The sequence below is a fragment of the Oceanisphaera sp. IT1-181 genome (assembly GCF_033807535.1).
Classification (GTDB): domain Bacteria; phylum Pseudomonadota; class Gammaproteobacteria; order Enterobacterales; family Aeromonadaceae; genus Oceanimonas.
In genome coordinates this window covers 2,351,986-2,377,654 of record NZ_CP136856.1, presented here as the reverse complement: position 1 = coordinate 2,377,654, position 25,669 = coordinate 2,351,986, and the positions used below count along the sequence as shown (strand labels likewise).

General features: G+C 48.6%; 22 protein-coding genes. 9 read left to right on the top strand and 13 right to left on the bottom strand.

From position 1 onward, the window contains the following. Positions 1-263 precede the first annotated feature (263 nt). Positions 264-593, bottom strand: a complete 330-nt coding sequence (locus R0134_RS10570; protein WP_319781876.1) for a thioredoxin domain-containing protein — start codon at positions 591-593, stop codon at positions 264-266. Positions 594-1,240: 647 nt separating this feature from the next. Here R0134_RS10570 and R0134_RS10565 point away from each other — a divergent pair. The 6 genes from R0134_RS10565 to R0134_RS10540 all read left to right on the top strand — a co-directional run bounded on the left by R0134_RS10565 (position 1,241) and on the right by R0134_RS10540 (position 8,569). After that, on the top strand, positions 1,241-2,290 hold the full coding sequence (locus R0134_RS10565) for a DUF2235 domain-containing protein (protein ID WP_319781875.1): 1,050 nt from the start codon (positions 1,241-1,243) through the stop codon (positions 2,288-2,290). A 189-nt stretch (positions 2,291-2,479) separates the two neighbouring features. Beyond that, positions 2,480-3,565, top strand: coding sequence for a hypothetical protein (locus R0134_RS10560; protein ID WP_319781873.1), 1,086 nt, complete (start codon positions 2,480-2,482; stop codon positions 3,563-3,565). A 250-nt stretch (positions 3,566-3,815) separates the two neighbouring features. Next, positions 3,816-4,535, top strand: coding sequence for a nuclease-related domain-containing protein (locus tag R0134_RS10555; protein ID WP_319781872.1), 720 nt, complete (start codon positions 3,816-3,818; stop codon positions 4,533-4,535). 36 nt (positions 4,536-4,571) lie between these two features. Next, positions 4,572-4,928, top strand: coding sequence for a hypothetical protein (locus R0134_RS10550; protein WP_319781871.1), 357 nt, complete (start codon positions 4,572-4,574; stop codon positions 4,926-4,928). A 1,112-nt stretch (positions 4,929-6,040) separates the two neighbouring features. Further along, positions 6,041-7,465, top strand: a complete 1,425-nt coding sequence (locus R0134_RS10545; RefSeq protein WP_319781870.1) for an MBL fold metallo-hydrolase — start codon at positions 6,041-6,043, stop codon at positions 7,463-7,465. Positions 7,466-7,825: 360 nt separating this feature from the next. Further along, the gene (locus R0134_RS10540) at positions 7,826-8,569 is read left to right on the top strand and encodes a nuclease-related domain-containing protein (RefSeq protein WP_319781869.1); all 744 of its coding nucleotides are present in this window, start codon (positions 7,826-7,828) and stop codon (positions 8,567-8,569) included. 45 nt (positions 8,570-8,614) lie between these two features. Here R0134_RS10540 and R0134_RS10535 read toward each other — a convergent pair whose 3' ends face one another. After that, complete coding sequence (locus R0134_RS10535) at positions 8,615-11,542, bottom strand: DEAD/DEAH box helicase family protein (protein WP_319781868.1); 2,928 nt, start codon at positions 11,540-11,542, stop codon at positions 8,615-8,617. Further along, positions 11,539-12,123, bottom strand: a complete 585-nt coding sequence (locus R0134_RS10530; protein WP_319781867.1) for a class I SAM-dependent methyltransferase — start codon at positions 12,121-12,123, stop codon at positions 11,539-11,541. Before R0134_RS10530 ends, R0134_RS10535 begins: the two co-directional genes overlap by 4 nt. Positions 12,124-12,274: 151 nt before the next feature. Here R0134_RS10530 and R0134_RS10525 point away from each other — a divergent pair, with 151 nt between their 5' ends. Further along, positions 12,275-12,760, top strand: a complete 486-nt coding sequence (locus tag R0134_RS10525) for a nucleoside deaminase (RefSeq protein WP_319781866.1) — start codon at positions 12,275-12,277, stop codon at positions 12,758-12,760. Between the two features lie 311 nt (positions 12,761-13,071). On the opposite strand, the gene R0134_RS10520 is transcribed toward R0134_RS10525, so the two are convergent. The 3 genes from R0134_RS10520 to R0134_RS10510 all read right to left on the bottom strand — a co-directional run bounded on the left by R0134_RS10520 (position 13,072) and on the right by R0134_RS10510 (position 16,585). Continuing rightward, entirely contained in the window at positions 13,072-14,385 is a 1,314-nt protein-coding gene (locus R0134_RS10520; protein WP_319781865.1) for a type II toxin-antitoxin system HipA family toxin, read from the bottom strand. After that, positions 14,385-14,636 carry a helix-turn-helix domain-containing protein gene (locus R0134_RS10515; protein ID WP_087037791.1) on the bottom strand — a complete coding sequence of 84 codons (252 nt, stop codon included), beginning with the start codon at positions 14,634-14,636 and terminating at the stop codon, positions 14,385-14,387. The genes R0134_RS10520 and R0134_RS10515 overlap by 1 nt, the downstream gene beginning before the upstream one ends. Positions 14,637-15,430: 794 nt before the next feature. Then, positions 15,431-16,585 carry a flagellar assembly protein T N-terminal domain-containing protein gene (locus R0134_RS10510; protein ID WP_319781864.1) on the bottom strand — a complete coding sequence of 385 codons (1,155 nt, stop codon included), beginning with the start codon at positions 16,583-16,585 and terminating at the stop codon, positions 15,431-15,433. Positions 16,586-16,929: 344 nt separating this feature from the next. Here R0134_RS10510 and R0134_RS10505 point away from each other — a divergent pair, with 344 nt between their 5' ends. Together R0134_RS10505 and R0134_RS10500 are read left to right on the top strand one after the other, a co-directional pair. Beyond that, entirely contained in the window at positions 16,930-17,679 is a 750-nt protein-coding gene (locus tag R0134_RS10505) for a FlgO family outer membrane protein (protein WP_087037793.1), read from the top strand. Next, positions 17,669-18,073: an LPP20 family lipoprotein gene (locus tag R0134_RS10500; RefSeq protein ID WP_319781863.1), complete on the top strand. Its 405-nt coding sequence runs from the start codon at positions 17,669-17,671 to the stop codon at positions 18,071-18,073. Before R0134_RS10505 ends, R0134_RS10500 begins: the two co-directional genes overlap by 11 nt. A 459-nt stretch (positions 18,074-18,532) precedes the next feature. Here the strand turns inward: R0134_RS10500 and R0134_RS10495 are convergent, their stop codons facing one another. The 7 genes from R0134_RS10495 to R0134_RS10465 form a co-directional block, all read right to left on the bottom strand. Next, positions 18,533-19,576, bottom strand: coding sequence for an IS110 family transposase (locus R0134_RS10495; RefSeq protein ID WP_319781853.1), 1,044 nt, complete (start codon positions 19,574-19,576; stop codon positions 18,533-18,535). 274 nt (positions 19,577-19,850) lie between these two features. Further along, on the bottom strand, positions 19,851-21,113 hold the full coding sequence (gene flgE / locus R0134_RS10490; protein WP_319781862.1) for a flagellar hook protein FlgE: 1,263 nt from the start codon (positions 21,111-21,113) through the stop codon (positions 19,851-19,853). Between the two features lie 11 nt (positions 21,114-21,124). Continuing rightward, on the bottom strand, positions 21,125-21,823 hold the full coding sequence (locus R0134_RS10485) for a flagellar hook assembly protein FlgD (RefSeq protein WP_319781861.1): 699 nt from the start codon (positions 21,821-21,823) through the stop codon (positions 21,125-21,127). Between the two features lie 6 nt (positions 21,824-21,829). Then, positions 21,830-22,249, bottom strand: a complete 420-nt coding sequence (flgC, locus tag R0134_RS10480; protein ID WP_319781860.1) for a flagellar basal body rod protein FlgC — start codon at positions 22,247-22,249, stop codon at positions 21,830-21,832. Next, positions 22,246-22,647, bottom strand: coding sequence for a flagellar basal body rod protein FlgB (gene flgB / locus R0134_RS10475; protein WP_319781859.1), 402 nt, complete (start codon positions 22,645-22,647; stop codon positions 22,246-22,248). The genes flgC and flgB overlap by 4 nt, the downstream gene beginning before the upstream one ends. 1,220 nt (positions 22,648-23,867) lie before the next feature. Then, a complete protein-coding gene (locus R0134_RS10470) occupies positions 23,868-24,689 on the bottom strand; it encodes a protein-glutamate O-methyltransferase CheR (protein ID WP_319781858.1) in 822 nt (273 codons plus the stop codon). 19 nt (positions 24,690-24,708) lie between these two features. After that, entirely contained in the window at positions 24,709-25,623 is a 915-nt protein-coding gene (locus tag R0134_RS10465; RefSeq protein ID WP_319781857.1) for a chemotaxis protein CheV, read from the bottom strand. Positions 25,624-25,669: the final 46 nt, after the last annotated feature.

Sequence of the window (25,669 nt, the reverse complement as noted above, 5' to 3'; positions counted from 1 at the left end):
ATATGGTTTTTGTAGGCGACTTGTTTACGATTAGAGGTGTTCTCGCATTACGCCGCAGGTGTAAATCTTTAAATCCATCCAGCTTCGCTGGCCCCGCGAACAAGTTGCGGGCTACAAAGACGAGTTTATGTTTCAGCCGTCTTCCTGATGAAAATCAGGATCTCGCACTTATGCCGTCATCCTGATGACCATCAGGATCTAGTTTTTAGGTTTTAAACATACCCATCCAGCTACGCTGGCCTGACGAATTATTAGCAAGTGCCTCAATCGGCGCTAAACATGAGCTGATAAGGGCGGGCGAGAGCGGCGCTAATATCGGCCACCGCAAACACTTTAAAAAACTCGGTAAATCGACGGCCTTCAAACCAAATCTGCACCACTGGCAACGCCATAATACCTTGCTGAGCGCACAAAGCGCTGCCCGTGGTTTGGCAGTCGACATAGCAGGCCTGCATAAGCGGAAACTGCTCGGCCAGCAACCGTTGCAGTTGAGGCTTTAGCGTCTGACACACACCGCAAGCCTTCCCGCCATACAGCACTAGCACTGCTGAATGCTCGGCCAACAAAGTAGCTAATTGTTCCTGACTCGTCACACATTGCATCGTTTAAAAAGCCTCTAAATTAACTTTGGTGTTGTTCATCTGTAGATACACTGTGAACTTCAATACTTTATATCCAGCTACGCTGGCCTGCCGAAGTCCTCTTTATCAAAGAGACGGGCAGCTACAAAACACGATTATTTCTGTAGTGTGGCCGTCTCTTTAATAAAGAGGACTTCGCCACGGTTTTATGTTTTAAAACAGCCCTACTTCTCAGAACCCGCAGCTCAAAGCTGGGGCTACAAAAACGAGTTTATGTTTCTGCCGTCATCCTGACGCACGTCAGGATCTTGGTTTAAGGCTTAATAATCAAAACTAGATACTGGGGCAAGCCCAGTATGACGGCAAAGTGCGGTGTGTTGTTTTAGCCGTCTTCCTGATGAAAATCAGGATCTCGGTTTTGGTTTTGTAGGCGAACACTCGTTCTCGCATTATGCCGCAGGCGTAAATCTTTAATACTATCCAGCTGCGCTGGCCCCGCGAAGTCCTCTTTACCAAAGAGACGGCGGGCTACAAAACACGACGTTTCACAACAGTTGCCGGCTCCAAGTGACGGTCTTTTATAGCTCCCAGCCCTAAACACGGCATTTCTTGCCAACTGACATAGGCTCAGTGTAAGCATATAAATGGAGAGCTTGCCTATGTCTTATCAGCCACAGCGATTAGTGCTGCTGTTTGATGGCACTTGGAACGACCCACAGCACAACACCAACGTTATCAAGCTGGCGCGCAGCATAGCGCCGTTTGCGGGCCCGCAACGCCAGCGATTTTTTTACAGCCCAGGAGTGGGCACCACGGGTGCGACTCGGCTAATGGGCGGATTATTTGGTGTGGGCTTGAGCAAAAACCTACTGCAAGGTTACGATTGGCTGGCGCGCCATTATCGTCCTGGTGATGAAGTGTGGGTGTTTGGATTTAGCCGTGGCGCTTATACCGCGCGTAGCATGGTGGGTATGATCCGAAAATGCGGTTTGCTGCACATAGTCACGCCCATCCAACTGGCTGAGGCTGAGCGCTTATATCGGAATAAAAGCGCCGCGCCCGATGGCGAGCAATGCCAACAATTTAGGCGCCAATACAGTCAAGAAATTAAGATACACCTGCTGGGCGTGTGGGACACCGTCGGCGCCTTGGGTATACCGGGCACCTTGCTCTCGGAGCGCGGTACTTATGCTTGGCATGACACTCGGCTGTCAAAAATAGTGGAGCGGGCATACCAAGCCATCGCCCTAGACGAGCACAGAGCCGTGTACAACACAGTGCCTTGGACCAGCCCCAACGGCCAAAAAAAGCCCGCACAAAAAATAGTGGAGCAACGGTGGTTTATTGGGGCTCATGCCAATGTGGGCGGCGGATATATTAATGATCCTTTAGCGGATTTAGCACTGGCGTGGATGCAGCAAAAAGCCAGTGCTGCGGGCCTAGTGTTGGACGCCATACAGCCCGCTGAAAACCCGTGGATAACCGCACCTACCGACTCGTATCACCAGTTTCTCGCCGGATTTTATCGTCATTATCGGCGTTGGTTTCATCAAGGCGACGGCCGTTTTTATCGCAGCTTATATACAGGTGAAGCCGGTGAGCGGTCGGTGGGCGTCACTATCGATGATGCTGTGTGGCTGCGTTGGCAGCATGTGCCCAGCTACAGGCCTTATACTCTTATTCAAGCTGGGCTTGAGCCACCGCCTTGATTTTTCAGCTGATATGCAGTGTGTATGCTAAGCGCGACCAGTGCACGTGATCACAATCCACTAAAGTCTTATGTGTATTTGCTTAACATTCTGTTAAGGTCTTGCGCATTATGGATGCTGCAACAGTATCTTTGGTCTAAACACGCTATCTGCGTTTAGCTGACTAGCTCTCTAGGGGATTATTAGACGATGATGTGGAAAATTTGCCGAATGGCCAGTGCTTTCATTGGTGTAATAGTGGGCGCCGGTTTTGCCTCAGGCCAAGAAGTACTGCAATACTTTACCAGCTTTGGTTATATGGGCACCGCCGCCGCCGTGGTCGCCACCGCCTTGTTTGCCTATTTAGGCATGATGCTCACCACGCTGGGCAGTCGCACTCAGGCTCATTCTCATAAAACTGTTATTTATCAGATCAGCGGCCGCCACTTAGGCGTTATCGTCGACTACATCCTTATCTTTACCCTGTTTGGCGTGGGCGTGGTCATGATAGCGGGCGCCGGCTCTACGCTTAATCAGCAATTTGGCATTCCAGCTTACATCGGCAGCGTGGTCATGACCCTATTAATGGGCGCCACCTTAATGCTCAAAGTACAAAGAGTAGTGGCACTGATTGGCAGCATAACGCCATTTTTAGTGCTGGCGCTGGTCTTAATTTGTGGTTACAGCGTATTTACTATGGATCGCACCTTTGCCGAATTAGCTCCCATAGCCGAAAGCATGGAGTCTACCTTGCCGCATTGGCTGATCTCAGCCGTTAACTATGTGTCATTTAACATTGCCGTGGGTGCGGCCATGTCATTGGTGATGGGTGGCGCCGAGAAAAATGAAAACATCGCCAAGTGGGGCGGTTTGCTGGGTGGCTTAGGGGTGGGCGTGTTGATTATGATCAGCCACCTGGCCATGTTCTCGCAAATCGACAACATCGGCGGTTATGCGTTGCCGTTATTAAAAATTATCGATGGCATTTCGCCTTGGTTGGCCACCGGCATGTCATTTGTGCTGTTTGGCATGATCTTCAGTACAGGTGCCGGCATGTTCTATGCCTTTGTGGCCCGCTTTGTAGAGATGCGTACCCCAGCCGCCAACCGCTTTAGTATCGCCACCTTGCTGATTGGCTTTATCGCCAGCTTTGCCGGCTTTACCAAGTTGGTCGCCTTCTTCTATCCGTTAATTGGGTACTTAGGCTTATTCTTAGTCTTCGCGTTAATCGTGGCGCCCTTTAAGCTCAAGCGCGATGCCAATAGAGCTGAGTTGGCGACGAGCGCTAGCAACTAACCGGCGTATCACATAAATGCAGTCGTACGCTTTAAGCCGCCCAATATCTGGGCGGCTTTTTTATGCGCGGCCATTTTGTACCGATCTTTAAGATCATTTTTTAAGATCATGTCTCAAGATAAAGTGCGGTATTAATTGTTCAATTGCGCCAAGTAAAGGATGATTAACCCAGCAAACAAAGCGCATGTTACTCATCGGCTTAAATTGCTATTATTGAGCGTCAAAAAATTATCATTCAAGGATTAAGGTATTGGCTAATTTCGATTACGTTACCGCAAACAAATTAACCCTGAATGCCCATGGGTATAAAAATACCAATCGCACGCTCGTGGCCCTGGTTGGGCTGGGCATTGCGTTTGTGGTATCGGCGATTTATCTGCCTGCCACCCCTATAGTGCTGTTGCTTACGGCCGTTGCTTGGTGGTCGCAAAAAAGCCATCCCATTTTGTTAGCCGGTGCCGAGGGTGAAGACTTAGTAATAGACCTGCTCAGTGCACTGCCAGACACCTTTACTGTGTATAACCAAGTTGATCTTCCCAATGCTAAATCGCGCACCGGCTTTAACGAAGCAGACGTCATAGTGGCGGGGCCCAATGCGGTGTTTGTGATTGAAGTGAAACACAACAGTGGCAGCATTAGAGGGGCAGATACAGACCGAGAATGGCGAATAGAGAAGACGAGTCGTGGCGGCAGCGTATATGGAAAAACCATGCGCAATCCCATCTCCCAAGTTAAACGCCTAGTCTGGCTGCTTTCAAAAGACTTAAAAGCCAAAGGCTCGCGCGCCTGGATCCAAGGCGTGGTCTTATTTAGCCATCAAGATGTAGATGCAGAAATCGATAATGACTCCAACGTACCGGTAATGGGCCGAGCAGACATAGTTAACTACATCAATGCTTACCAAGCCAAATTTGATATTGCTAATAACGCTAAATTGATTAGCGATATCGCAGCACTAAAAGGCGCGTAATCTCACTATTTAACTTAACAGGAGAGCCTAAGCTCAATGTCTGATGTAAACCACGCTAAAGGCATAGCACCTGCAATTAAACCGACTGAAGCTAAAAGTATCGAAGCTAAAAGTATCGAAGCTAAAACTATCGAGCCGAAAACCCTCGCCGAACTGCAGGCGATGCACACCGGCACTTTAATGAGCCGGCGCCAAGCACTATTAAAGTGCCCAGAAACCTCCACGCTCACCATTGCAGATAAAGCCTCGCTGTTCACGCCCATCCGCTTTAAAGACACCACCGTTTGGCAAAGCGCCTACCGCGAGCTAAAAACCGAACTTGATAAACGCGAGCACCTGCCCAACAAACAAGAGCGCAAAGCGCTACGCCAAGCCAGAGCGAAAAGAAGATAATACCAATCTGGAAAACTAACAGAGCAAGGCATTTTCGCCACGGAACTCACGACTATTTGCTGACGAGATACACGGAAAAATAGTGATCAGATCTGAAAATTTAAAGCAGCACCAAGCGCCTAGCCTGTCTCTTATTCACACCTGATTACGTATGAACCTCAGCCATAACGCACCCTGTTTCGGTTTGTTCTTTGTAGCTGCCCCGTCTCTTTAATAAAGAGGACTTCGGCAGGCCAGTTCTGCTGGCTGTTACTGAGGTTTAGATTTAAACCCAAACACCAAACCGGGCCGAAGTCCTCTTCGCCGAAGAGACGGGCCCCTACAAGGTCGAAATACCAAACTGAGCCTCATATTCTTCACCGAAGGGGCGGTGCCTACCTGTAACCTATTGAATTCATTGGTGCTGAGTTCTCTGAAACATGGCTGAGCTTTGTGGGTAATCAGGTAGTCACAAGTTTCTGTCGATTTTAATAATGTACCCTGAACAGTCGGGTTGTACGTTTCACACGCTGTTGGATGTGTAGAAGCAGAGCTTATAGCCGCCCGTCTCTTTGGTAAAGAGGACTTCGGCGGTCCGCGTCAGCGGATGGTTTAAACAACATCCAAAACCGTGGCGAACAAGTTGCCACCTACAAGGGAGATATACCTATTTACAGTAGAAAGTCTGTCCACTTCACGTTTGCTTATAAGGCAAGAAAAAGATGTGACTAAGAGACAGGCGCCTAGCACCCAGGGCGGGATTTAACTTTGTTCATATTTCAACCAAATATAATATTTTGGGTGATATTCACCCGACCAGCATACTAACCCATGATTAAAGAAGGATCATTAGCTTCTATATTCGTATGAAAACCATACAATTAAACCTTGCAAAATGTGTGAGATCTCACCCTGGCCTAGCACCAAGCTAAACCAAGGGCGGTGTTTATATATTAGTTCGGCGCTTAGCGCTTTAATACTTGTCAGGTCACATACGTACTTAGAATTGTATAAAACCTAGCGCGCAGCACTAAACGCCGCTACTCCATTAACATTTTCCTACTTTGTTAACTATATTGGATTCAATTGAGCTAATTATCAGCACATGCTTGTGCAATAAGGAGAGTGCATTCATGGAGCAACAGCAAATCAAGATTTTGCATCACGGTGGCGTAGCGGGCGTTACCGGTTCCTGCCACGAATTGCAGGTGGGTGAGGCTGGCGTATTAATAGATTGCGGCCTGTTTCAAGGCCGTGATCGGCGCGACGACTTACAGATAGAATTTACCATCGACCACATTCGCGCCTTAATCGTGACCCATGTACACATCGACCATATCGGGCGCATTCCCTATTTACTGGCAGCAGGCTTTAGCGGCCCCATTTACTGCTCAGCACCATCGGCCTTATTGTTGCCGGCCATGTTAGAAGACGCGCTAAAAATTGGTTTTACCAAAAATAAAGCGCTGATCGCCAGAGTGTTGGCGAAGCTGGAATCACAACTAAAGCCGCTGCCTTATGACGAATGGCAGCCAATAGCAGGCATAGAGCTGAATATTCGCTTACAAAGGGCCGGCCATATTTTAGGTTCGGCCTTTGTTGAATGCGCAACGCCCAGCCAGTGTATAGTGTTCAGTGGCGATTTAGGCGCACCTCATTCGCCATTACTCATGCCGCCACTTCCGCCAGCACGCGCTGAAGTATTAGTACTCGAAAGCACCTATGGCGATAAAGATCACGATAACCACTTAGATAGACGACTGCGCTTAAAAGCGGCCATAGAGCATGCGCTGGCCGATGGCGGCACGCTTTTGATCCCCGCATTTAGCTTAGGGCGCACCCAAGATCTCTTGTATGAAATAGAAGGCATTATTAGTGAGTTCGGTCACCATAATGTGTCCTCTGGCTTACCCTGGCATGAACTAGAAATCGTGGTGGACTCGCCGCTGGCGGCTAACTTTACCGAGCTGTATCGCAAGCTAAAGCCATTCTGGAACCTTGAAGCCCAAGCGCGGCTGCGCGAAGGGCGTCATCCGTTGGCGTTTGAGCAAATGACGGTGATCGACAGCCATCAAGATCACCTGCTTGCGGTGCAATTTTTGGCGCGCAATCATAAGCCCTATATCGTACTGGCCGGCTCCGGCATGTGTACCGGCGGGCGAGTGGTGAACTACTTAAAGGCCTTGCTGCAAGATGCCCGCAACGATGTGTTGTTTGTGGGCTATCAAGCAGAAGGCACACCCGGGCGAGCGATACTGGACTACGGCCCGCCCTTTACTCCGGCCTTAGCTGATGAAGCTCAAGCCAAAATTCCAACTCAAGCGTCGGCTGAACCTTGGGTAGAGCTAGATGGCCAGCGTTTTACCATCCGCGCCAAGGTGCACCAAGTCAGCGGTTATTCAGCCCATGCAGGGCAGGCGGCTCTGATCGCATTTGCCACCACAATTACGCCTCATCCTAAGCAAATAAGATTGGTACACGGCGAAGCACAAGCCAAAGCCGTATTACAGAAAAAGCTACAAGCGCTACTGCCTGATACAGAAGTGCTGATACCTTAATGCACGATGTAAGAGCAATGTTGAATGCTGAATTTTTAATGTTGAATTAATGGAGTTTCTGAGTCGAAATTTATAGCTAGATATTTTATGAAAAAATCTTAATCTTGGTACATATATGAAAGTTTGTTAAAGTAAGTATTGTTAATTATCATAAATATTAAATATGGATAAGGTGTAACATGGATTGGTTGTCACCAGCTTACTTTTTCGGAATAGTTCTTGCTCTGCTATTCGTTCCCACATTTCTAATTCTAGGTATATTGGTATACATAAAAAAAGGAAGCACTTAGTCGAGTCAGCCCGTTAACTACAGATCTTCTACGTTCTCCTGGATTTTCGTTACAAAAAAAGATTGGCGACATGCACTGGGAACTGATGGAGTGTCTTCTGATGATTCCTGTATTAACAGCTATTGTCCCTCTGCTTATTTTTATTCAAAAAAATATATTTGATAAACAGGTTGCTTCGATAAGCTGGGGGCTAGTGATTCTTTTAATCACACTCTGTGTTGCTTATTACATTCGTAAAATAATTAAGAAAACGAAACAGCTGAACTATCTGCATTTAGGTTATGCATGTGAGATGGCAGTAGGGCAAGAGCTTGAACTGATAGTTAGACCAGCAGATCGTCCTTATCGTGTTTTTCACGATATCCCTTTTGAAGGATTCAATATCGATCACTTGGTAGTCAGCCCGAAAGGTGTTTTTGTAATTGAGACTAAAGGCCGATCAAAGCCGCTTCAGAATGGCAGCAAACAGTTCAAGGTGAGAGTAGAAGGCGATGCGCTGCATTTTCCTAGACATGTAGAGCGTGAGCCAATTTTACAAACCCAGCGTAATGTAAAATGTATACAAAAATGGTTGACGGAAGCGACTGGCTTTAATGTACCAGTTGGGGGTGTTCTCGTGATTCCGGGTTGGTATGTAGAGTTAAAACAAAGAATGGTTTTTCCCTACATAATGAATTCAACGCAGTTATCGCAGCAACTACCTAATCTGTTTGCTGGCGCGCTAGAGCTTGGTCAAGTACAAGCCATATCACATCAAATTTCTCAGCGAGTAAAAGATGTAGATCGTACTCGCGTAGGTCGTATTGTATCCTGAACACTTAAAATTATTTAATGAAATTCTTACTCCAAAAAGTAATCCTCAATTATTTTCATTAATCACGCCCTTCAACCGTGCAAAAGGCTTCATGTCATCAGTGGCGGTGAGGTCTTCATAGTTTGGGTTACTGGCTTGTAGTCGGTAACTGCCATCTGGATTTTTCTTCACGATGCGCAGCAGATATTGGTCGTCGCCGGTGGCGTCTTGTTGTTCTATAGCGATAGTTTGATTACTGATGGAGCCCGCACTGTTTGCGCTGATTTGTTCGAGTAATAGCAGGTCGCCGTCTTGTATTGGCTGCTTGCCACCATTCATGGAGTTACCACTGGCGTGAGCCAGAAAGTGGCGTTGAATATCGAGCGTTCCGTATTGATCGGGTATGACCTTGAGTTCGGCATTTTCGCTGTTGCCGGTTTTAAAATGGCCGCAGGCGATTTGCAGGCTGGGAAAGTAGGGCAGTTCGATCATGTCAGCTTGGGGAGCTACTACCTTATGGGGCTTTACCCGAGTAAAAGCATCCTTAATACCCGCTAACGCTTCTGTTTTGCGGCGGCGATATTCTGCTAGGCGCAGGTCGACCAGCTCTTGCATCATTAAGTGCAAGGTTTCGAGTTCATCTTCTGGCAAGATAAAGCGCGGCGTGAAGTGCTCGTCGACTACCTCAAACCAGTAGTCAGCTTGGGAGTCTTTATTGCCGTTGCTGCTGAACTTAATCGGATTGTTTTTCCAGTACGTCAGCCAAGTCTTTGACTCGGCATTCATGGCCTGTTGTGCGGCAGGTAAATCCAGCTGTAATAGGTCGGGATGGCGTTCCAGCACATAGCGAGACTGTTCGGCTAGCGCTTGCAAGGTTGGTGGTGTTCGTAGGCCGTCTAGTTCTAGCAAAGCTTGTAGCAAGATGATTTTAAAGCTCTTAGTGAGGGTGGTGGTTTCGATACCGGTCAGTAAGAAGTCTCTGAGTTTATCTAATACCATGACTTCGGATGAACTCAAATCATGTTCACTGAGTACCAATTCAAACCAGCTGCCATGTTGTTTACGTACTTTACTAAAATCGAATCCTGCCTGAAACGCTTGTACCGCCGTGGGGCGATAACCCAGTTGATCTTTTAAACGACGATAATCATCGACCACTTTAACGCGTCCGCCGTAGCGTAGCTTATCCATCAGTGGGAGTAGTTGCGGCTCTAAATTGATAAAGCAGCCTTCAGGTAAGCTGGGCATTGTTGAGCCGTTGGCACTGCTATTCGCTTGGGTTATTTCACGCAGCAATTCGGGCTTAAATAAACAGGCCTTATGATTGCCGACTAAATCGACCACCATTAGATGCGTTTTGCCGGCACACAGGCGTAAGCCGCGACCTAGTTGCTGTAAGAAAACAATGCGCGATTCTGTAGGGCGCAGCATCAGCAGAGTGTCGATGGCGGGTAAGTCGGTGCCTTCATTAAATAGGTCGACTGAGAAAATGACTTGTAACTTACCGGTCGCTAATTCGCTGAGCGCTTGGTTACGCGGCATAGCGGATCCCGCATACACAGCAGCGGCGCTAATGCCGGCCTCATTAAAAATACTCGCCATAAAATCCGCATGACGGGTGGAGATACAAAACGCCAAGGTGCGACTTTGTTTAAACTCTTGCCACTTTTTCAGTGCATGCTGAGCGCGTTTTTGGCTGGCAAAAGCCGCATCTAAGGCTTGTGGATCGAAGCAGCCGTTGCGCCACGGAATTTCATCGTAATTAATAAACTCATCAAATACGCCTTGATAGATAAAGGGCACCAAATGTTTATCAATAATGGCGTCACGCAGTCCGCGTTCAAACACCAGATTATCGTCGCACAGGGCGAGAATATCGGCTTGGTCGGTGCGATCAGGCGTGGCGGTTAAGCCGAGTAAAAAACGCGGTCTAAAGTAATCCAGTAACTTGCGATAGGTGGGCGCAGTAGCGTGATGAAATTCGTCAACGATGATGTAATCGAAATGATCTTGGGCAAATTTCTGTAAATGCTCGTCACGGCCCAGAGTTTGTACCGAGGCAAACAACCAGTCGGCTTGTTGCTGCTGTTGGCCGTTGTATAAGCCGGTGTGCGCCTTGGGGTTCATGCGAATAAATGTCGCTTGGGCTTGGCGAATAATCTCCTCACGATGCGCCACAAATAGCAGCTTTTTGGCGTGAAGCTGGCGCGCGTCAAAGGCGGCCAGCCAAGTTTTGCCAAGGCCGGTGGCCATCACTACTAAGCCGCGCTTAAAACCCTGACTTCGGCTGTTATGTAAGGCGGCGAGTGCTTCTTCTTGTACTGCATTAGGCAATGGCGTTTCGCGTAAGAATTCATCATCCGTGTCGGTATCACCGGTGATCAGGCGCAGGCTGGTGAGCGAGCTGTGCTGATAGCGCTTAAGGTAACCGTCAATCCAATCATGAGTCAGAGCGACTACGCGTTTATCTTTTACCAATTGCTGCATCTGTGTTTGCAGAGCTAATAAGCTGATCGCCGCTGGGCTATCAGGCTCAGCATCTACGCTAAGTTGCCAATTCCATTCCAGTGATTCGGTGAGGGCGGCGCGGGAGATATTACTAGAGCCAACCAGTCCAAGCCCCGTTAAGTGCTGGCTGCTGTGCTGGTGAATAAACAGATAGGATTTAAGGTGAAAGCCCGCATTACGGTTACTTTCGTAAACCTTAATGTTGGCGCCGCGTTCGGCTAATAGCATCATTTCACGTAGCGCTACGGGCTCGGTTACGTCTAAATAATCGGAGGTGATGATGTGCAGTGTTACGCCGCGCGCCAAGGCTTCAAACAGGGCGTCATGCAACAGCTGCCAACCGCTGTAACGAATAAAAGACACGGCAATACCGATCTGGCTGTCGGTATTGGTTTTATTTATGGCGGCGAGCAAGGTATAGAGTAGCGGCTGATTAAAACTCGGATCGTTTGAACTGCCACCGGTCAGCAGTAGAGGGGCAGTCATTTTGTTTCTTTCCTTAAAATGGCATTCAACCAGCGCTCGTGTTCTCGCCCTGGGCGTAAGTCACCGGTCTGCCAGTGTTCAATTACGGTTAATGGCAGCTGGCTGATTAACTCGCTTAAACCCGTTTCGTCCAGATTGGTGAAATGGCGACCGTCTCGGCTTACGTCATCGTGGCCGTATTTAAAGGAGCAGTAAAATACGCCGTTGGGTTTGAGTTGTGCGGCCAGATGCGCCATTACTTTACTTAGTTCTGCACGGGGAACATGCAGTAAAGAAGCACAGGCCCAGATAGCATCAATGGGCTCGGGGGCCGTGAACTGCTCGAAGCTGCATAAGTTAACTGGCAAGCCGGTATGTTGCTGGGCGAGCTCAACAAGAGCTGGGCTGGCGTCAAAGGCGCTTATTTTAAAGCCCAAGTTCGCAAAATTCAGGCTGTCGCGACCCGAACCACAACCGGCATCTACAATATGTCCGCCTGCCGGCACATAGGGCAAAAACCGCTGATACAGTGGTATCATGTCCACAAAGGCGGTGCTTTGGTAAAAAGACTCGGCTTGTTGTTGGTAGTAGTCGGTAGACATACTTGGGCTTTAAGAAAGGGAACTTGTTGGGTACTGTATCAGACTCAACAAAGACTTACCTTGCACTGCGAGAGCTAGGTTGTGTTAGATAGGTAGTCAGACAAGAGTAAGCGTATCAATGTAAGCATAAGTTAATAATCAGGAGGCTTTAATGACATTAAGCGAACAAGACTTACGACACCTGCGCCGTTGTTTGGCGTTGGCGGAAGAATCATTGAATGCAGGCGACCAGCCGTTTGGCGCTATGTTGGTATCGGCACAAGGTGCTGTGTTGGCCGAAGATCATAATCAAATTCATATCAATGCCATTTTTCATCCCGAGTTGGCGTTGGCGCAATGGGCGGGGGAGCACTTAAGCGAAATCGAACGCGCGCAAACCACTATGTATACCACCGGTGAGCATTGCCCGATGTGCGCTGCCGCCCATGCATGGGCGGGCTTAGGGCGAGTGGTGTACATTTGCTCGGGCAAACAGTTTGCTCAGTGGTGTCATGAATGGGGGCTGCCGCCATCACCGGTTAAGCCGCTGGCCATTAATGAGGTAGCGCCAGATGTGACAGTAGTAGGCCCTGTGCCTGAGTTAATGAATGAGGTACGAGCACTGCACATGCGTTATTTTGGCATTACCCAGAAGTAGAAGAGGGCAGCGCCGAGCGCCGAACACCAAGCGCCCGGCGCCAAGTTCAATCGAAACAAGACTAAACCGGGCAGCGCCTAGCACCAAGCTAAACCGAGATCCTGACGTTCGTCAGGAAGACAGCCTAAAAGATAAACCCCCGACTTGCTCTTACCATTAATAGTCACTTTCAGACCTGATCACTATTTTTCCGCGTTCTTCCGTGGGTTCCGTTGCCAATAAGCTTGAGTGTTTTAAATCTTAGCCCGAGATCCTGACGTGCGTCAGGATGACGGCGTAAAGGCATAACACACTTAGGTGAATCGCGTTTTTTAGTTTTGGTCTAGCCGCTTTGCTCGTTTTTCTACACCGGAGAAAATGACTTCACTTATATCTGCAGGAAAATTTTCAGGTAACGACTGTCTGACGCTATTGATAGCCGTTGGAACTCGGTCTCTAACGTCATCTAAAATCGTTTGCATGGCTGTTTCATCAAATCCGGCCGCACGGGCAGTGGTTAGAAAGTGGCGAGGAAAAAGGTTATACCATTGATAATGGCGGCCAGATGTTCCTCGTAGGGCCATGGCCATTTTGATTTTTCGCTCTGAGAGCCCCGAGCCACCCATAACTGGGTAGGCCGAAAGAATGTCATAGAGTGGTGTGAGTCTGAAGGCCCCATTTGGTAGTAAAAAAACTGAAAAGTTTTTGGCGTGTCCATCCGTTGCTGCTAATAGCCAGAATACGACTTGGGCTCGCATGAAGGTTGCTCTATCTTGTTCTGGTTGAGCTGAGCCCAATAGGTAACTCATAATCTTGACAATATTTGGGCCTCCATCACTTTCGTATTTAAGGCCGGGTGATACGCCTAGAACCTGACAAAAGTCTTCTTGTGGTAAGCGCATAATCCATTGACCGTCAGATGATCGTCGTCGGTCAAAACGGGCCACGGATAATGCTCGAAAGCCTCGCACGTCAAGAATATCCGCGGCTGCTACTTCCAAACCAAGTGCACCGGCTAAGCGTAAGCAAACCAATTCATTTTCGACGCTAGTACTTAGATCAATGGTATGAGAATGACTTTGGATGGTACCTATCGGTAACTTGATAATGTGTGTGGTGGGTGTACTGCCTAACGGTAGATACCAATTTTCGTTTTGTTTGAGTAGCGCAGTTTTTTCTTGTGCGCCGGCAATCGAAATTCGAAAGTCTTCTTCACCGCTAATCATCCCCAATGGTGCATTGCTTTGATAACCTTGCAAGATATTCAGCAGCGCCGATTGAGTTAACTTCTTACAATGAATGCTTCTAACCCCTTCAGGTTGCTGACTGGCAGGGTAGATCTGTAGAGCCCCCACGCTATCCATCCCAATTTTGGCTAATAGATCAAAGGGCTGACTTGAAGCGGCCTGATGACGAGCGACAATGCGCTGTCGAGTCTGCATATTGTCGGGTAATAGGTTATCAAAAAAATTGTATACCTCTTTACCTTTGAAGCGTTGTTTGCCTAATGGTAGGGATAGAGAAATGGGGCGAGAGCCGGGCATATCGAGCCAGTCTTTATGGTACCAAAACTCATGAGTACCAGATGATGAGCGATATAGCGTGCCTACTTGGTAGCCATTCATGGCGATAGTTAGCTGTGCCATTACCATTCCTCCTGCCATTGCTCAGTAGTATTAGGAGCACTGCCACGCGGCTTAACTTCTAGCTCTAAATCCAATGCCGAAAGCAATTTGAACAGGGTATCCAGGCGAGTACCGTCGGGCGTGTTTTCAAATTTTGAAACGGTATCTTGGCGTAGCCCAACCTTGCGAGCAACTAGGGTCTGTGATTGACCTTGTTGTTTACGCTGATCTTGTAATACATGGCTGAGTTGATGGGCAGAAGTTACTTTCATGAGTTCATCCTTACACGCTATAGCAGGTAAAGATAGTTTATACGCTATAGCGTGTAAACGCTAAGTTATACGGTGTGGCGCGTAGCGAGAGTTAAGGTTTAATTCATATGACATGCACTCATAAAGCAACCGGTCGGTTTTTGTAACCATACGGCACAATTCAAAATGAGATCCTGACGTGCGTCAGGAAGACGGCTAAAACAACACACCGCACTTTGCCGTCATACTGGGCTTGCCCCAGTATCTCGCTTTTATGTTTAAAACCAAAACCGAGAACCTGACGTGCGTCAGGAAGACGGCTGAAATAACACACCGCACTTTGCCGTCATACCGAACTTGCTTCGGTATCTCGCTCTTATGTTTAAAACCAAGATCCTGATGTGCATCAGGATGACGGCATAAGTGCGAGATCCTGATGGTCATCAGGATGACGGCATTAGAACAAAGAGTTTCGCCGGCCAGCGCAGCTGGAGGGTTTAAAGATTTACGCCTACGGCGTAATGCGAGAACACCTCTTACCGTAAACAAGTCGCCTACAAAGCCCAAAATCAGGTACAGATGTACATCAGGAAGACGGCTAAAACCACACGCAGCCCTTTGCCGTCATACCGAACTTGCTTCGGTATCTCGCTCTTAGTACTAAAACCTAAAAACTAGATCCTGATGGTCATCAGGATGACGGCATAAGTGCGAGATCCTGACGTGCGTCAGGATGACGGCCAAACCAGAAACACCGCTTTTATGGGTACGGTGTTTTTGTTTGCTTAATGATTTGGTTTATCTTGCTTCACGCTTCACTTCACCGAGGTCAGCATATCACCCGGGGTGATGCGCACTTGGCGGGCGACGCCGTCGGCAGGGGCGAGTAGGCTGTAGTCGGTGTGGCTTTGTTGCACCACAAACTGCGCTTTGGATGAGGTTTCACTGTAATAGCCAGGTTGCAGTTGGCGTCTGTGGATCAAGGTAAAGCGGTCACCGGGTTGAATACCCGCGTCACGGCCGAGATCCATTAAAATACCCTCGTCGGATTGCTGCAAGATATGGCCAATGGCCTTCATGCAAGACTGCGCGTTAATGATATCCCGAGTAATACGCTGCAACAGTTGGTCGGCGGCTTGGCCATAAGTCGACTGCCAAAAGCTTTGTTGCTGCACATTCACCACATCATGCTTTTTAAAGGACCAAGGCGCTTCTACGCGGTATTGCTGTTGTAATAATCGCTCGCCGGTAAAGCTGTCTTCTAAGGTGACGGACAATACAAACTGACGGGGCTGCTCTTTAAAGCGCCATTGCACCCAATCACCGTCTTCCATGCTGATGTCGTTCAGCACGCCGCTGAGCAGTAATCGTGATTGTTGTTTTTGCGCTAATACGTCACTGCCTTTACGCAAGCCTTGGCTGCGGGGCAGTTGGGTATCGGTAGTAATTTGATAGGGCAGTTGCGTCATCAAATTGACGTTCGGCGTTAGGTGCTGAGCCAAACGGGCGGCGGTGGCGTTGCCTAATTCATAAATTTGGCCAAATCGACCTTGATCCGGATGCTGAATCGCAAAGCTAGTGAGGCTAATACCCGGACGATAACGACTGGCACACTTGGCTTGCACTTGTTGCGGGTTGGGCCAAATGTCGGCCCGCACGGTTAGCCATAAGCGGCCTTGAGCACTGCGCTCGTTTAGGATCACATAGTCCATTAGCTCGCCTTGGGCGGCAATGTCGAGTTGCTGGCCAGAGAGCGCGCCGTTAGTGACCGATTGCACCGTAGTAATGGACGCGCCGGCTTGCAATAGGGCATCGGTAAGCGCTTGCTCGAGCGCTTGTTGGCGCGCGGTTTCTGCACCTTGGCTCAGCAATGCCGAGCCTTCCGCTTGATACCAATCGGCATTGGCCGCAAACGGCAGTGCCAGCGGCAACAGCAAACACAATGAGGGCAAAAGGGCTTTTATTGACACGGTCGCATCCTGAGTAACACCGAGGCCAGCATTAAGTTGGCGCGGTGATCAATTGTTGGCAAGGATTATGCAAAAACCTTGCCTAATAAGTACAGTAAAAGGCGGCTTAGCTGTTAATGACGTTTTAACACTGGTTTTGGTTAGGGTTTATGGGTATATCTAGCCGCTCGATATAGACGCCGCGGTAATAACGGCAGTTTTTTGCCGCTTGTCTTGTTTTAGATTAATCGCTTTTGTTTGCAGCCTGTTGGTGAGTGAGCGAACAGCCTTAACCGTAAAGTTTGCCGTCGCTTGGCCGATAGCTTAACCAGTCGACAAGTGTCATTTATTTAATGGGAGTCATGATGAGTAAACCTCTTTTTCTGCTGGTGGTACTGGGGCTAACGGCCTGTACTTCCTCAGGAGAGCAGCAGTTTGATGCTAATAATCATTATCTGCCCCACGATCATGCATCCCACTATATTAATCGCAAGCCTCTGGGGCCTTTAGTGCAGCCAGAGGTGTCGCCGCGCCACAGCCAAGATGGAGTGCCGATGCGCATGAGTGCAGGCACCCGCAGTGCTTATTTACCGCAGGCGGGGCCGTCTTTGGTGGGCGGGCAAACCCAGCTGCAACAGCATATGTCGGCTTTGGCTTATCGTTTGGTGTCCAGTGCGCACAAGTTGAATACTCAGTCGGGCATTGCCGTGAGCGGCTTTGTGGATCAGCAAGATTATAACAGCCAAGATGACTTTAGCCGTTTGTTGTCTGAAACCATGATGTTTCAACTCAATCAATATGGCTTGCGGGTAGTGGACTTTAAAACCTTGCCTTTTATCCGTATTACGCCAGAAGGCGACATTACTACCAGTCGTGATTATCGCCAGCTAAGTGGCCGCATCAATGCGCAGTATTTGGTACACGGCACTGTGAGTGAAACCACCGGCGGGCGGTTAGTGAACGCACGTTTGGTGTCGATGGCCGATAATAGCTTGGTTGCCAGCGCCCAACAGTTTATTCCTGAATATCTAGTCGCCAGCATGCTTAAAGCCCAAGGCCCGGAGCCCAGAGTGCAAGTAATTACGCCTGAATATAGGAGCCGTTATGCTAAGTAAGCGCGGGTTATTAATGTGCTTAATGCTATGGCCCTTAATGGCCTGCAGCACTCAACAGGGCGGCCCTAAAGCGGCTAAAAATCATATCTATGCGGTGGGCTATGCGCCCATTAGTTTGCAGCAGCCGGTGGATCCCCAGCAAAAACTGTTACATGCCATGCGTGCCTCTAAGTTAGATGCCTATCGAGAGCTAACCGAGCAGTTAAGTGGGGTGATGACTTCAAGCTCCAGCATTACCAACAGCAATATTTTGCAAGACGGTGCGGTGAGCAACAGCAGCCGAGGTGTAGTGCGCGGCGCGCGGGTAGTAAACAGCTACCCAGACGGCGATATGTATATCACCGAGTTAGAGCTGGATTTAAAGTTGTATGAACAGCTAAGACGCGGGTATTGAGAGCAATGCTTAATTGTGAATGGTGAGTTGTAAGTGTGGCTAAAACGACAACACCAGATCTTGTAGAAGCCGCTTTAGCCGGCTGGTTTTTCGCAGAAAAACTCCCCATCTAAAACGAGATCCTGATTTTCATCAGGAAGACGGCATAAGGGCATAACACAACGCTTTCTTGGCCGTCATGCCGTATATGGACTCCTTCTGTATGACAACCGTCTTTGAACATAAAATAAGCAGCATGGGTAAGGAGCTGGCGTATATTCGGACTCTCATTGGGGAGCTACCCCTGTCCCTTGATGTATTCGCACCTTCAGGCCTCTGCGGACTTACGGCATGGTTTGCACACTGGCATGAACAGGCTTTCTGAAGGTTGGTCTCACCTCTTAACTGTATCTGCGCTCATGTTGGGTCATCATTTAACTCGGTTGTTCGGTTGTTCGTTCAGTTGACGGATTGACTCAGCTACGCGCTGACTAATAATGTGGGCCGATGATATTCTTCACCATGACGCAACATCGCCCAGGCGGTACGGACTGTTTTGTTGGCCAGACCCACTGAAGCGATGCCAAAGCCACGTCGCTGCATCATGGCTTTCAGCCAGGCCTCTTTCTGATTAACCGGTTCTCTTTTCTGTAATTTTTGCAAAACGGAACGCGCGCCCTGAATAAGGTTCGAACGCTGCTGCCTTTTGCCGTGGCGTTTACCAATACCTCCCATCACGACCTTGCCACCCGTACTAAACTGTTTGGGTGTGACACCCACGCAGGCCGCCGCTTCCCGACCGGAGGCGAAGTTGCCACCGTTAGTACCTAACATCAGATAGAGATGCAACGCATTGACCGGGCCCACGCCTTCTAACTTCATCAACTTTGCGCAACTTGGATGTTGTTTGATTAACTTATCACGCCTCGCTTCTAACGCTTGAAAGCGCTGAGTCAAGGATAAGTAAGCTTGCCACAGCTCTGATAGCTCATCGCGTAATGGCATCGGGATCTCGTTCTCCGCGTCTTCCAGAATAAGGGGTATCGCCGCACGCAAACCCGCGAAACCTTTAGTAATGGTGATACCAAACTCAAATATCAGGGCTCTGATTAGGTTACTGGTCGCCGTGCGCTGATCTTGCATGTGCTCCCGGATACGCTCTATGCTTTGCAGCCCTTGTTGCTCCGTTGACTTGGGGGTGACGGTTTTTAATCCTGGATGTGATAGTGCCGCACCGATAGCTTCCGCATCGTTATGATCGGTTTTATGTCCGAGCCGAAATGCAGCCACAATTTTAGGGGCGATAATCACCGGCTTATGCCCCATAGTTTCGACGGTACGAGCCCAATAATGTGCAGAGCCACACGCCTCCATCGCCACGACGCAAGCAGGATGCTTACTGAGCATGGCAGTAAGCTGAGCACGGGTATAAGCGCGGTTACGCTGCGTTTTATTATTCTTAAGGGTGCACGCTTGGAACGAATGTTTTGCCAAATCGAGGGCAATGACAGTATCGTGTTTCATGTATGGACTCCTTCCGATTGAGGACTCGGGGTTGTGGTAAACTTACCGTACTCCTCTGAGGGTGAAGGAGTCCATACATCGGACGCGCTCCGGTATCTTGTTTGTCTTTTGAAGACCCAAAGCGAGATCCTGACGTGCGTCAGGATGACGGCATAAGTACGAGATCCTGATGTTCATTAGAAGGACTCTGATATTTATAAAAAAACACCGCTCCTTTAAGAGCGGTGTTTGGTTTTTTTCTGACAGCTAACAGCTTACGGCTGAAAGCTATTAATTAACGTATTTGCAGTATGGTTTGCTGCAGGGTGCTGTTTACTTCCAGTGCACGGGAGTTGGCTTGAAAGTTACGCTGGGCAGTAATCAAGTCTACTAGCTCTGTGGTTAAGCTGGTGTTGGATTGCTCCAATGCCGCCACGCTCACTTTACCGAAAATACCGGTATTCGGCTGACCGGTCACCGCTTCACCGGATAATAAAGACTGGCGCCATTGGGTATCACCAATTTGCGTTAATCCCTGCTCGTTAGAGAAACGCGCCATGGCCACTATACCTAAGTTTTCGGTAGTACCGTTGCTGTAAGTGGCTTGTACTAAGCCATCTGAGCCTACATCTACCTTGGTCAATCGACCTACTGTAGTGCCATCTTGGCTATTTTCAGTTACCTCAAACGCACCTGAGTTTAGGGTCGCTGAAGGAATTTTAATCTTGATTTTTTGGTCAGGATCGGAGCCATTACTAAAGCCTAATTCTTCAGTTTCAATATCAGCAGGAACTATGCTTTCTAACAGGCCCGCGTTAGTAAACTTTAGCTCAACTCCACCGGCTACCTTTTCTTCCCCGTCAACAAAGACTCTCATTTGCCATTCATTCTCTGTGTTAGTTCCATCTGCGGTCGGCCCTACTTTAACGAAGTACTGCGTTAAAGTATGAGTATCACCCATTGAGTCATAAATAGTCATCGAAGTTGATGAGGTGTAAGTCTCTGAGTTTTTTTCATCAAACAGAGCAGGATCTAATGCACCTGCTTTCACCGGCAAATTCACGCCAATTTTAGCTTCTGTGGTTTGCTGTGGTTGACCAGCTTTATCTGGAATACGCAGCGGCTGAGTACTGTTGATACCCAAACCTGCTGGCGTACCATCGGCGTTCGCCTTGTAGGTTTGCAGAAAGTGACCTTGAGAGTTAGTCACGAAACCTTCGTTATTTAAGCGAAAGGCGCCGGCGCGGGTAAAGGTGCGATCCAGTGAGCCAATTTCATTTGATACCACGAAGAAGCCACTGCCGTTAATGGCCATGTCTAGCGAGTTATTGGTGAACTGCAGTGCACCTTGGTGAAACTGCTGGGCCACGGCGGCAGTTTGCACACCGCTACCGGTACTCGTTTTGGCGTTGGAAAAAATCGAGTTGGCATACACATCGGCAAACTCGGCACGGGACTCTTTAAAGCCGATGGTGTTTACGTTGGCAATGTTGTTGGCCGTAACGTCCAGATCTTTTTGCGCCGCGTTCACGCCGCTGAGGGCAATATTAAAAGACATTTAGGTGCTCCTTACGCCGTTTTACGGCCAGCAATTTCGAGTACTTGGTTTAAGGGCACGCCCCCTAAACCAGATAAGTTAACCAAGGTAGGGCTGTTGGCACTGCCCAGCGTCACGCTGTCAACTCGGCCAAAAGCCAAGGCGTTGAGGTCTTCACGCTGGTTACCAATTAAACCACTTACTTTGATTTTGTAGCGGCCCGTGGGGGCAGGCTCGCCTTGTTCGTTTAGGCCGTCCCAACTAAAGGGCACGTTGCCGCGCTGTGGGCCATCTAAGCCCATGGTGCGTACCACTTCGCCCTTTTCATTTTCTATACGGATCACTACGTTATTGGCACCCTCTCCGGTTACGGCCACGCCGTCTACCGCATCGCTTTGATCCCAATAGGCAAGGTTGCTGGGCAATAATACTTTCTGCCCTACTAGGCTAGATGCCTGCAGCGCTTGGCTAGAGGTCATCACTTCGCTCAAGCCTGATAGCTGTTTACTCATGTTACTGATGCCGTCGGCGCTGGTAAACGCGGTCATTTGGGCAATCATGTCGGAGTTATCTGCGGGTTTAAACGGATCTTGATAGGCTAGCTGTTGTGTCATTAGTGCGAAGAAGTCTTCTTGGCCCAATTGCGCTCGGCTTGGGTCTTTAACTTTATCGGCTGGGCTTTGCTCGCCGGGCCATTTCATACCGTTTAAGTAATCTTGGTTAACTTGCATCGGTTATTACCCCTTACCGAGGCGCAGCGTTTGCTGCAACATTTGCTTGGCGGCGTCCGCTACCTGCACGTTAGTTTGGTAGTTACGGGAAGCACTTAGCATGTCGGTCATTTCTTCAACTACGTTGACGTTGGGCTTATAGATAAAGCCTTCTGCATCTGCCATCGGGTGATCGGGATGAAACTCCTTTAACAGCGGCTTGTCGCTTTCGACTATGCCCATCACCTTAACGCCGACGCTTTCTTGACGATCAGACAGGGCCTGGTTGAGGTCGGCGGCAAATACCGGTTTGCGCGCGCGGTAAGTTTCACCCACGCTGGAACTTACGCTGTCTGCGTTGGCCAAGTTACTGGCGGTGGTATTAAGGCGCACCGACTGCGCGCTCATGGCGCTGCCGGAAATATCAAATACCTTAAATAGGCTCACATTGAATCTCCCTTAATGGCTTTTAACAGGCCGCTTATTTTGCCGTTTAAAAACTCGAGCGAAGCTTGATACTGCAAGGCGTTTTCCATGTAGCTGTTACGCTCGGTTTGTACATCGACCGTGTTGCCATCGCCGGTGTCTGGCTGATTAGGTACGCGAAACTGCACCATGCCGGGCGGCGCTATCTCAACGGCGAAGTGCTGTTGATTAGTACGACTCAGCGAAAAGCCTTGGTTATTTTGTGCCTGATTCAGCGCCGCCTGAAAGTCCATGTCTTTGGCTTTATAACCAGGCGTGTCAGCGTTGGCCAAGTTACTGGCCAACACTTCGGCGCGACTTGAACGAGCCGTTAGGGCGTGTTGATGTATACCAAAGGCTTTATCGAATGAAATTGCCACCCTGCACCTCTTGTCTTACGTTACGTTGTTGCCAGTAGGCGGCAAACACTTGCCACCTGCGGCTTAAATTATGTGTTGTTCTGGGCTCTTAAAGCGGTGTGCTTGCCCTAAACCTAGACTTATGTCCAGACTCTCACCTAAATACAAGCAAGACTCATGCCAGCTATAGCGCAATGGTGAATGGTGAATGGTGAGCTTAACTAAAACGATAATACCAGCTCTTGTAGAAGCCGCTTTAGCCGGCTGGTTTTTCGCAGAAAAACTCCCCATATAAACCGAGATCCTGATTTTCATCAGGAAGACGGCTAAAACAACACACCGCACTTTGCCGTCATACCGAACTTGCTTCGGTATCTCGCTCTTATGTTTAAAACCAAAACCGAGATCCTGATGGTCATCAGGAAGACGGCATTAGAACAAAGAGTTTCGCCGGCCAGCGCAGCTGGAGGGTTTAAAGACTTACGCCTACGGCGTAATGCGAGAACAAGTGTTCGCCTACAAAACCACCGCTCTTTTCCGTCATACCGAGCTTGCCTCGGTATCTCGCTCTTTGCTCTTAAAACTAAAGCGAGATCCTGACGTGCGTCAGGATGACGGCAGAACGTGAGACGTAAGGCGTGAGATCTTCCTTTTGTAGCCGGCCGTCTCTTTGGTAAAAAGGACTTCGCCGGGCCAGCGTAGCGGGATGGATTTGAAATCCCGCTGAGGCGGGACTGCCTAATACTCTTGATATAAATAATGGCAGCCTACAAAAGATCAACAGCAAAACCGTGGCGAATAAATTGCCACCTACAAAAACAAAGAGTTTCGGCGGTACTTGTAGCCGGCCGCCTCTTTGATGAAAAGGACTTCGGCGGGCCAGCGTAGCTGGGTGGATTTGAAATCCCGCTGAGGCGGGACTGCCTAATACTCTTTATAGAAACAATGGCAGCCTACAAAAGATCAACAGCAAAACCGTGGCGAATAAATTGCCACCTACGAAAGACTGATACCTGTAGCCGGCCGTCTCTTTGGTAAAGAGGACTTCGCCGGTCCTGCGAAGCAGGATGGGTTGAAATCATCAGCACTAACAACAACAACAACAACAACAGCAACAACAGCAACAACAGTAAACCCTGCCTCATACCTTTAACCTACGATATAGCTATCTGTAGGTAAGGCGTAAGGCGAGAATTTAGAATGGTAAAGACCCAATAAAAAAGGCCCTTGCGGGCCTTAAATTATTTAATGCGGTAGATGATGCCGGGGTTGCAGCGGATCATTTCAAATTTATCTGATAAGCCGGTGAGTGACTCAGAGGCGCCGAGTAGCAGATAGCCACCGGGATTTAACGATTGGGCAAATTGATTCAGGATCTTGGTTTTATTGGCCGATGAAAAGTAAATTAACACGTTGCGGCAAAATATAATGTCAAATTTACCCAGCAAGCTGTAGCTGTCTAGCAAGTTGAACGGTCGAAAGTTGACCATGCTTCTTACTTTCTGTTGCAGCTGCATCTTGCCTTCCGTTAACGGGGTAAAAAAGTGGCTTCTGCGCTCCGGGGATAAACCGCGCGCCAGCGATAGGCTGTCGTAAATGCCACTCTTACATTGCTCCAACATGCTGGTAGAAATATCCGTGGCCACTATTTGCAGCCCCGGCAAACCGCCCGGTTTACGGGCCTGATACTCTAATGCGGTCATAGCAATGGAGTACGGCTCTTGGCCCGAGGAGCTGGCCGCCGACCATACTTTTAATGTTTTACCTGGCTTTGCTAACTCGGGAAACAGCTTTTCGGTAAGCAAGGTAAAAGGATAGTTGTCACGAAACCATAAGGTTTCATTGGTGGTCATGGCATCGATCACCGCCGTTTTTAGCTCTCGCTCGCGCAAGCTCATGGATTTTACAATCAGCTCATCTAACGATTCTATTTGAAAACGCGCCAGCAAAGGTGACAAGCGGCTTTTAACCAAATACTGCTTGTTATCTCCCAGCACTATGCCGGTGCTAGTTTCTAGAAAATGACAAAACGCGCGGTATTGTTCCTCGGTCAGATTTTTCATCTGTGTCCTTTACAGCAATTTAGAGTGCAGCCTTCACGGCTGATGCCAGCTCGTCGGGATGGAATTTGGCGATAAAATTATCGGCGCCGACTTTTTCAATCAATGCTTTGTTAAACACACCACTTAATGAGGTATGTAAAATAACATGCAGATCTTTAAGGGCTGGATTACTACGAATTTCTGACGTTAAGGTATAGCCATCCATTTCTGGCATTTCTACATCAGAAATCACCATAGACAACTGTTCAAGAATCGGACCAAGGGCTGCTAACTCACGCAATTTATTGAGCGCCAGCTTGCCGTTTTCTACCACTATGCATTCCAGGCCCAGTGTTTCCATGGTTTTTTGAATTTGACGACGGGCAACAGAAGAGTCATCGGCAATTAAAATGGGCTTTTGCTCGGCAGTCATTAAATGAGAGACTTCATCAACCAATTCTTGTTTAACTATAACGTTGCGCGGCGCAATTTCATCGAGAATTTTTTCTACGTCTAATATCTCTACTAGCTCACCGTCAATTTCAGTAACGGCAGTCATATAATTAGAGCGGCCTGTTCCTATAGGCGGCGGTAAAATAGCTTCCCAATTCATATTCACAATACGGTCTACCGAGCCTACTAAAAAACCCTGCACCGAACGGTTATATTCAGAAATAATCACAAAGCTATTCTCAGTCTGCTCAACAGGTTGCCCGCCCATGGCTTTACTGATATCAATAATAGAGATGGTTTTACCACGTATATTAGCCACGCCTTTAATAACGGCATTACGCTGCGGCAATACCGTCAGCTTAGGGCACTGCAACACCTCTTTAACCTTGAACACGTTAATGCCAAATCGTTGACGCCCGTTAAGCCTGAACAGTAATAATTCCAACCTGTTCTGACCCACCAGTTGTGTTCTTTGGTTTACCGAGTCGAGTACGCCCGCCATACAGTTTCTCCATTAAGGCCGTGGTATGCTTGTCCGTCCATGGCAT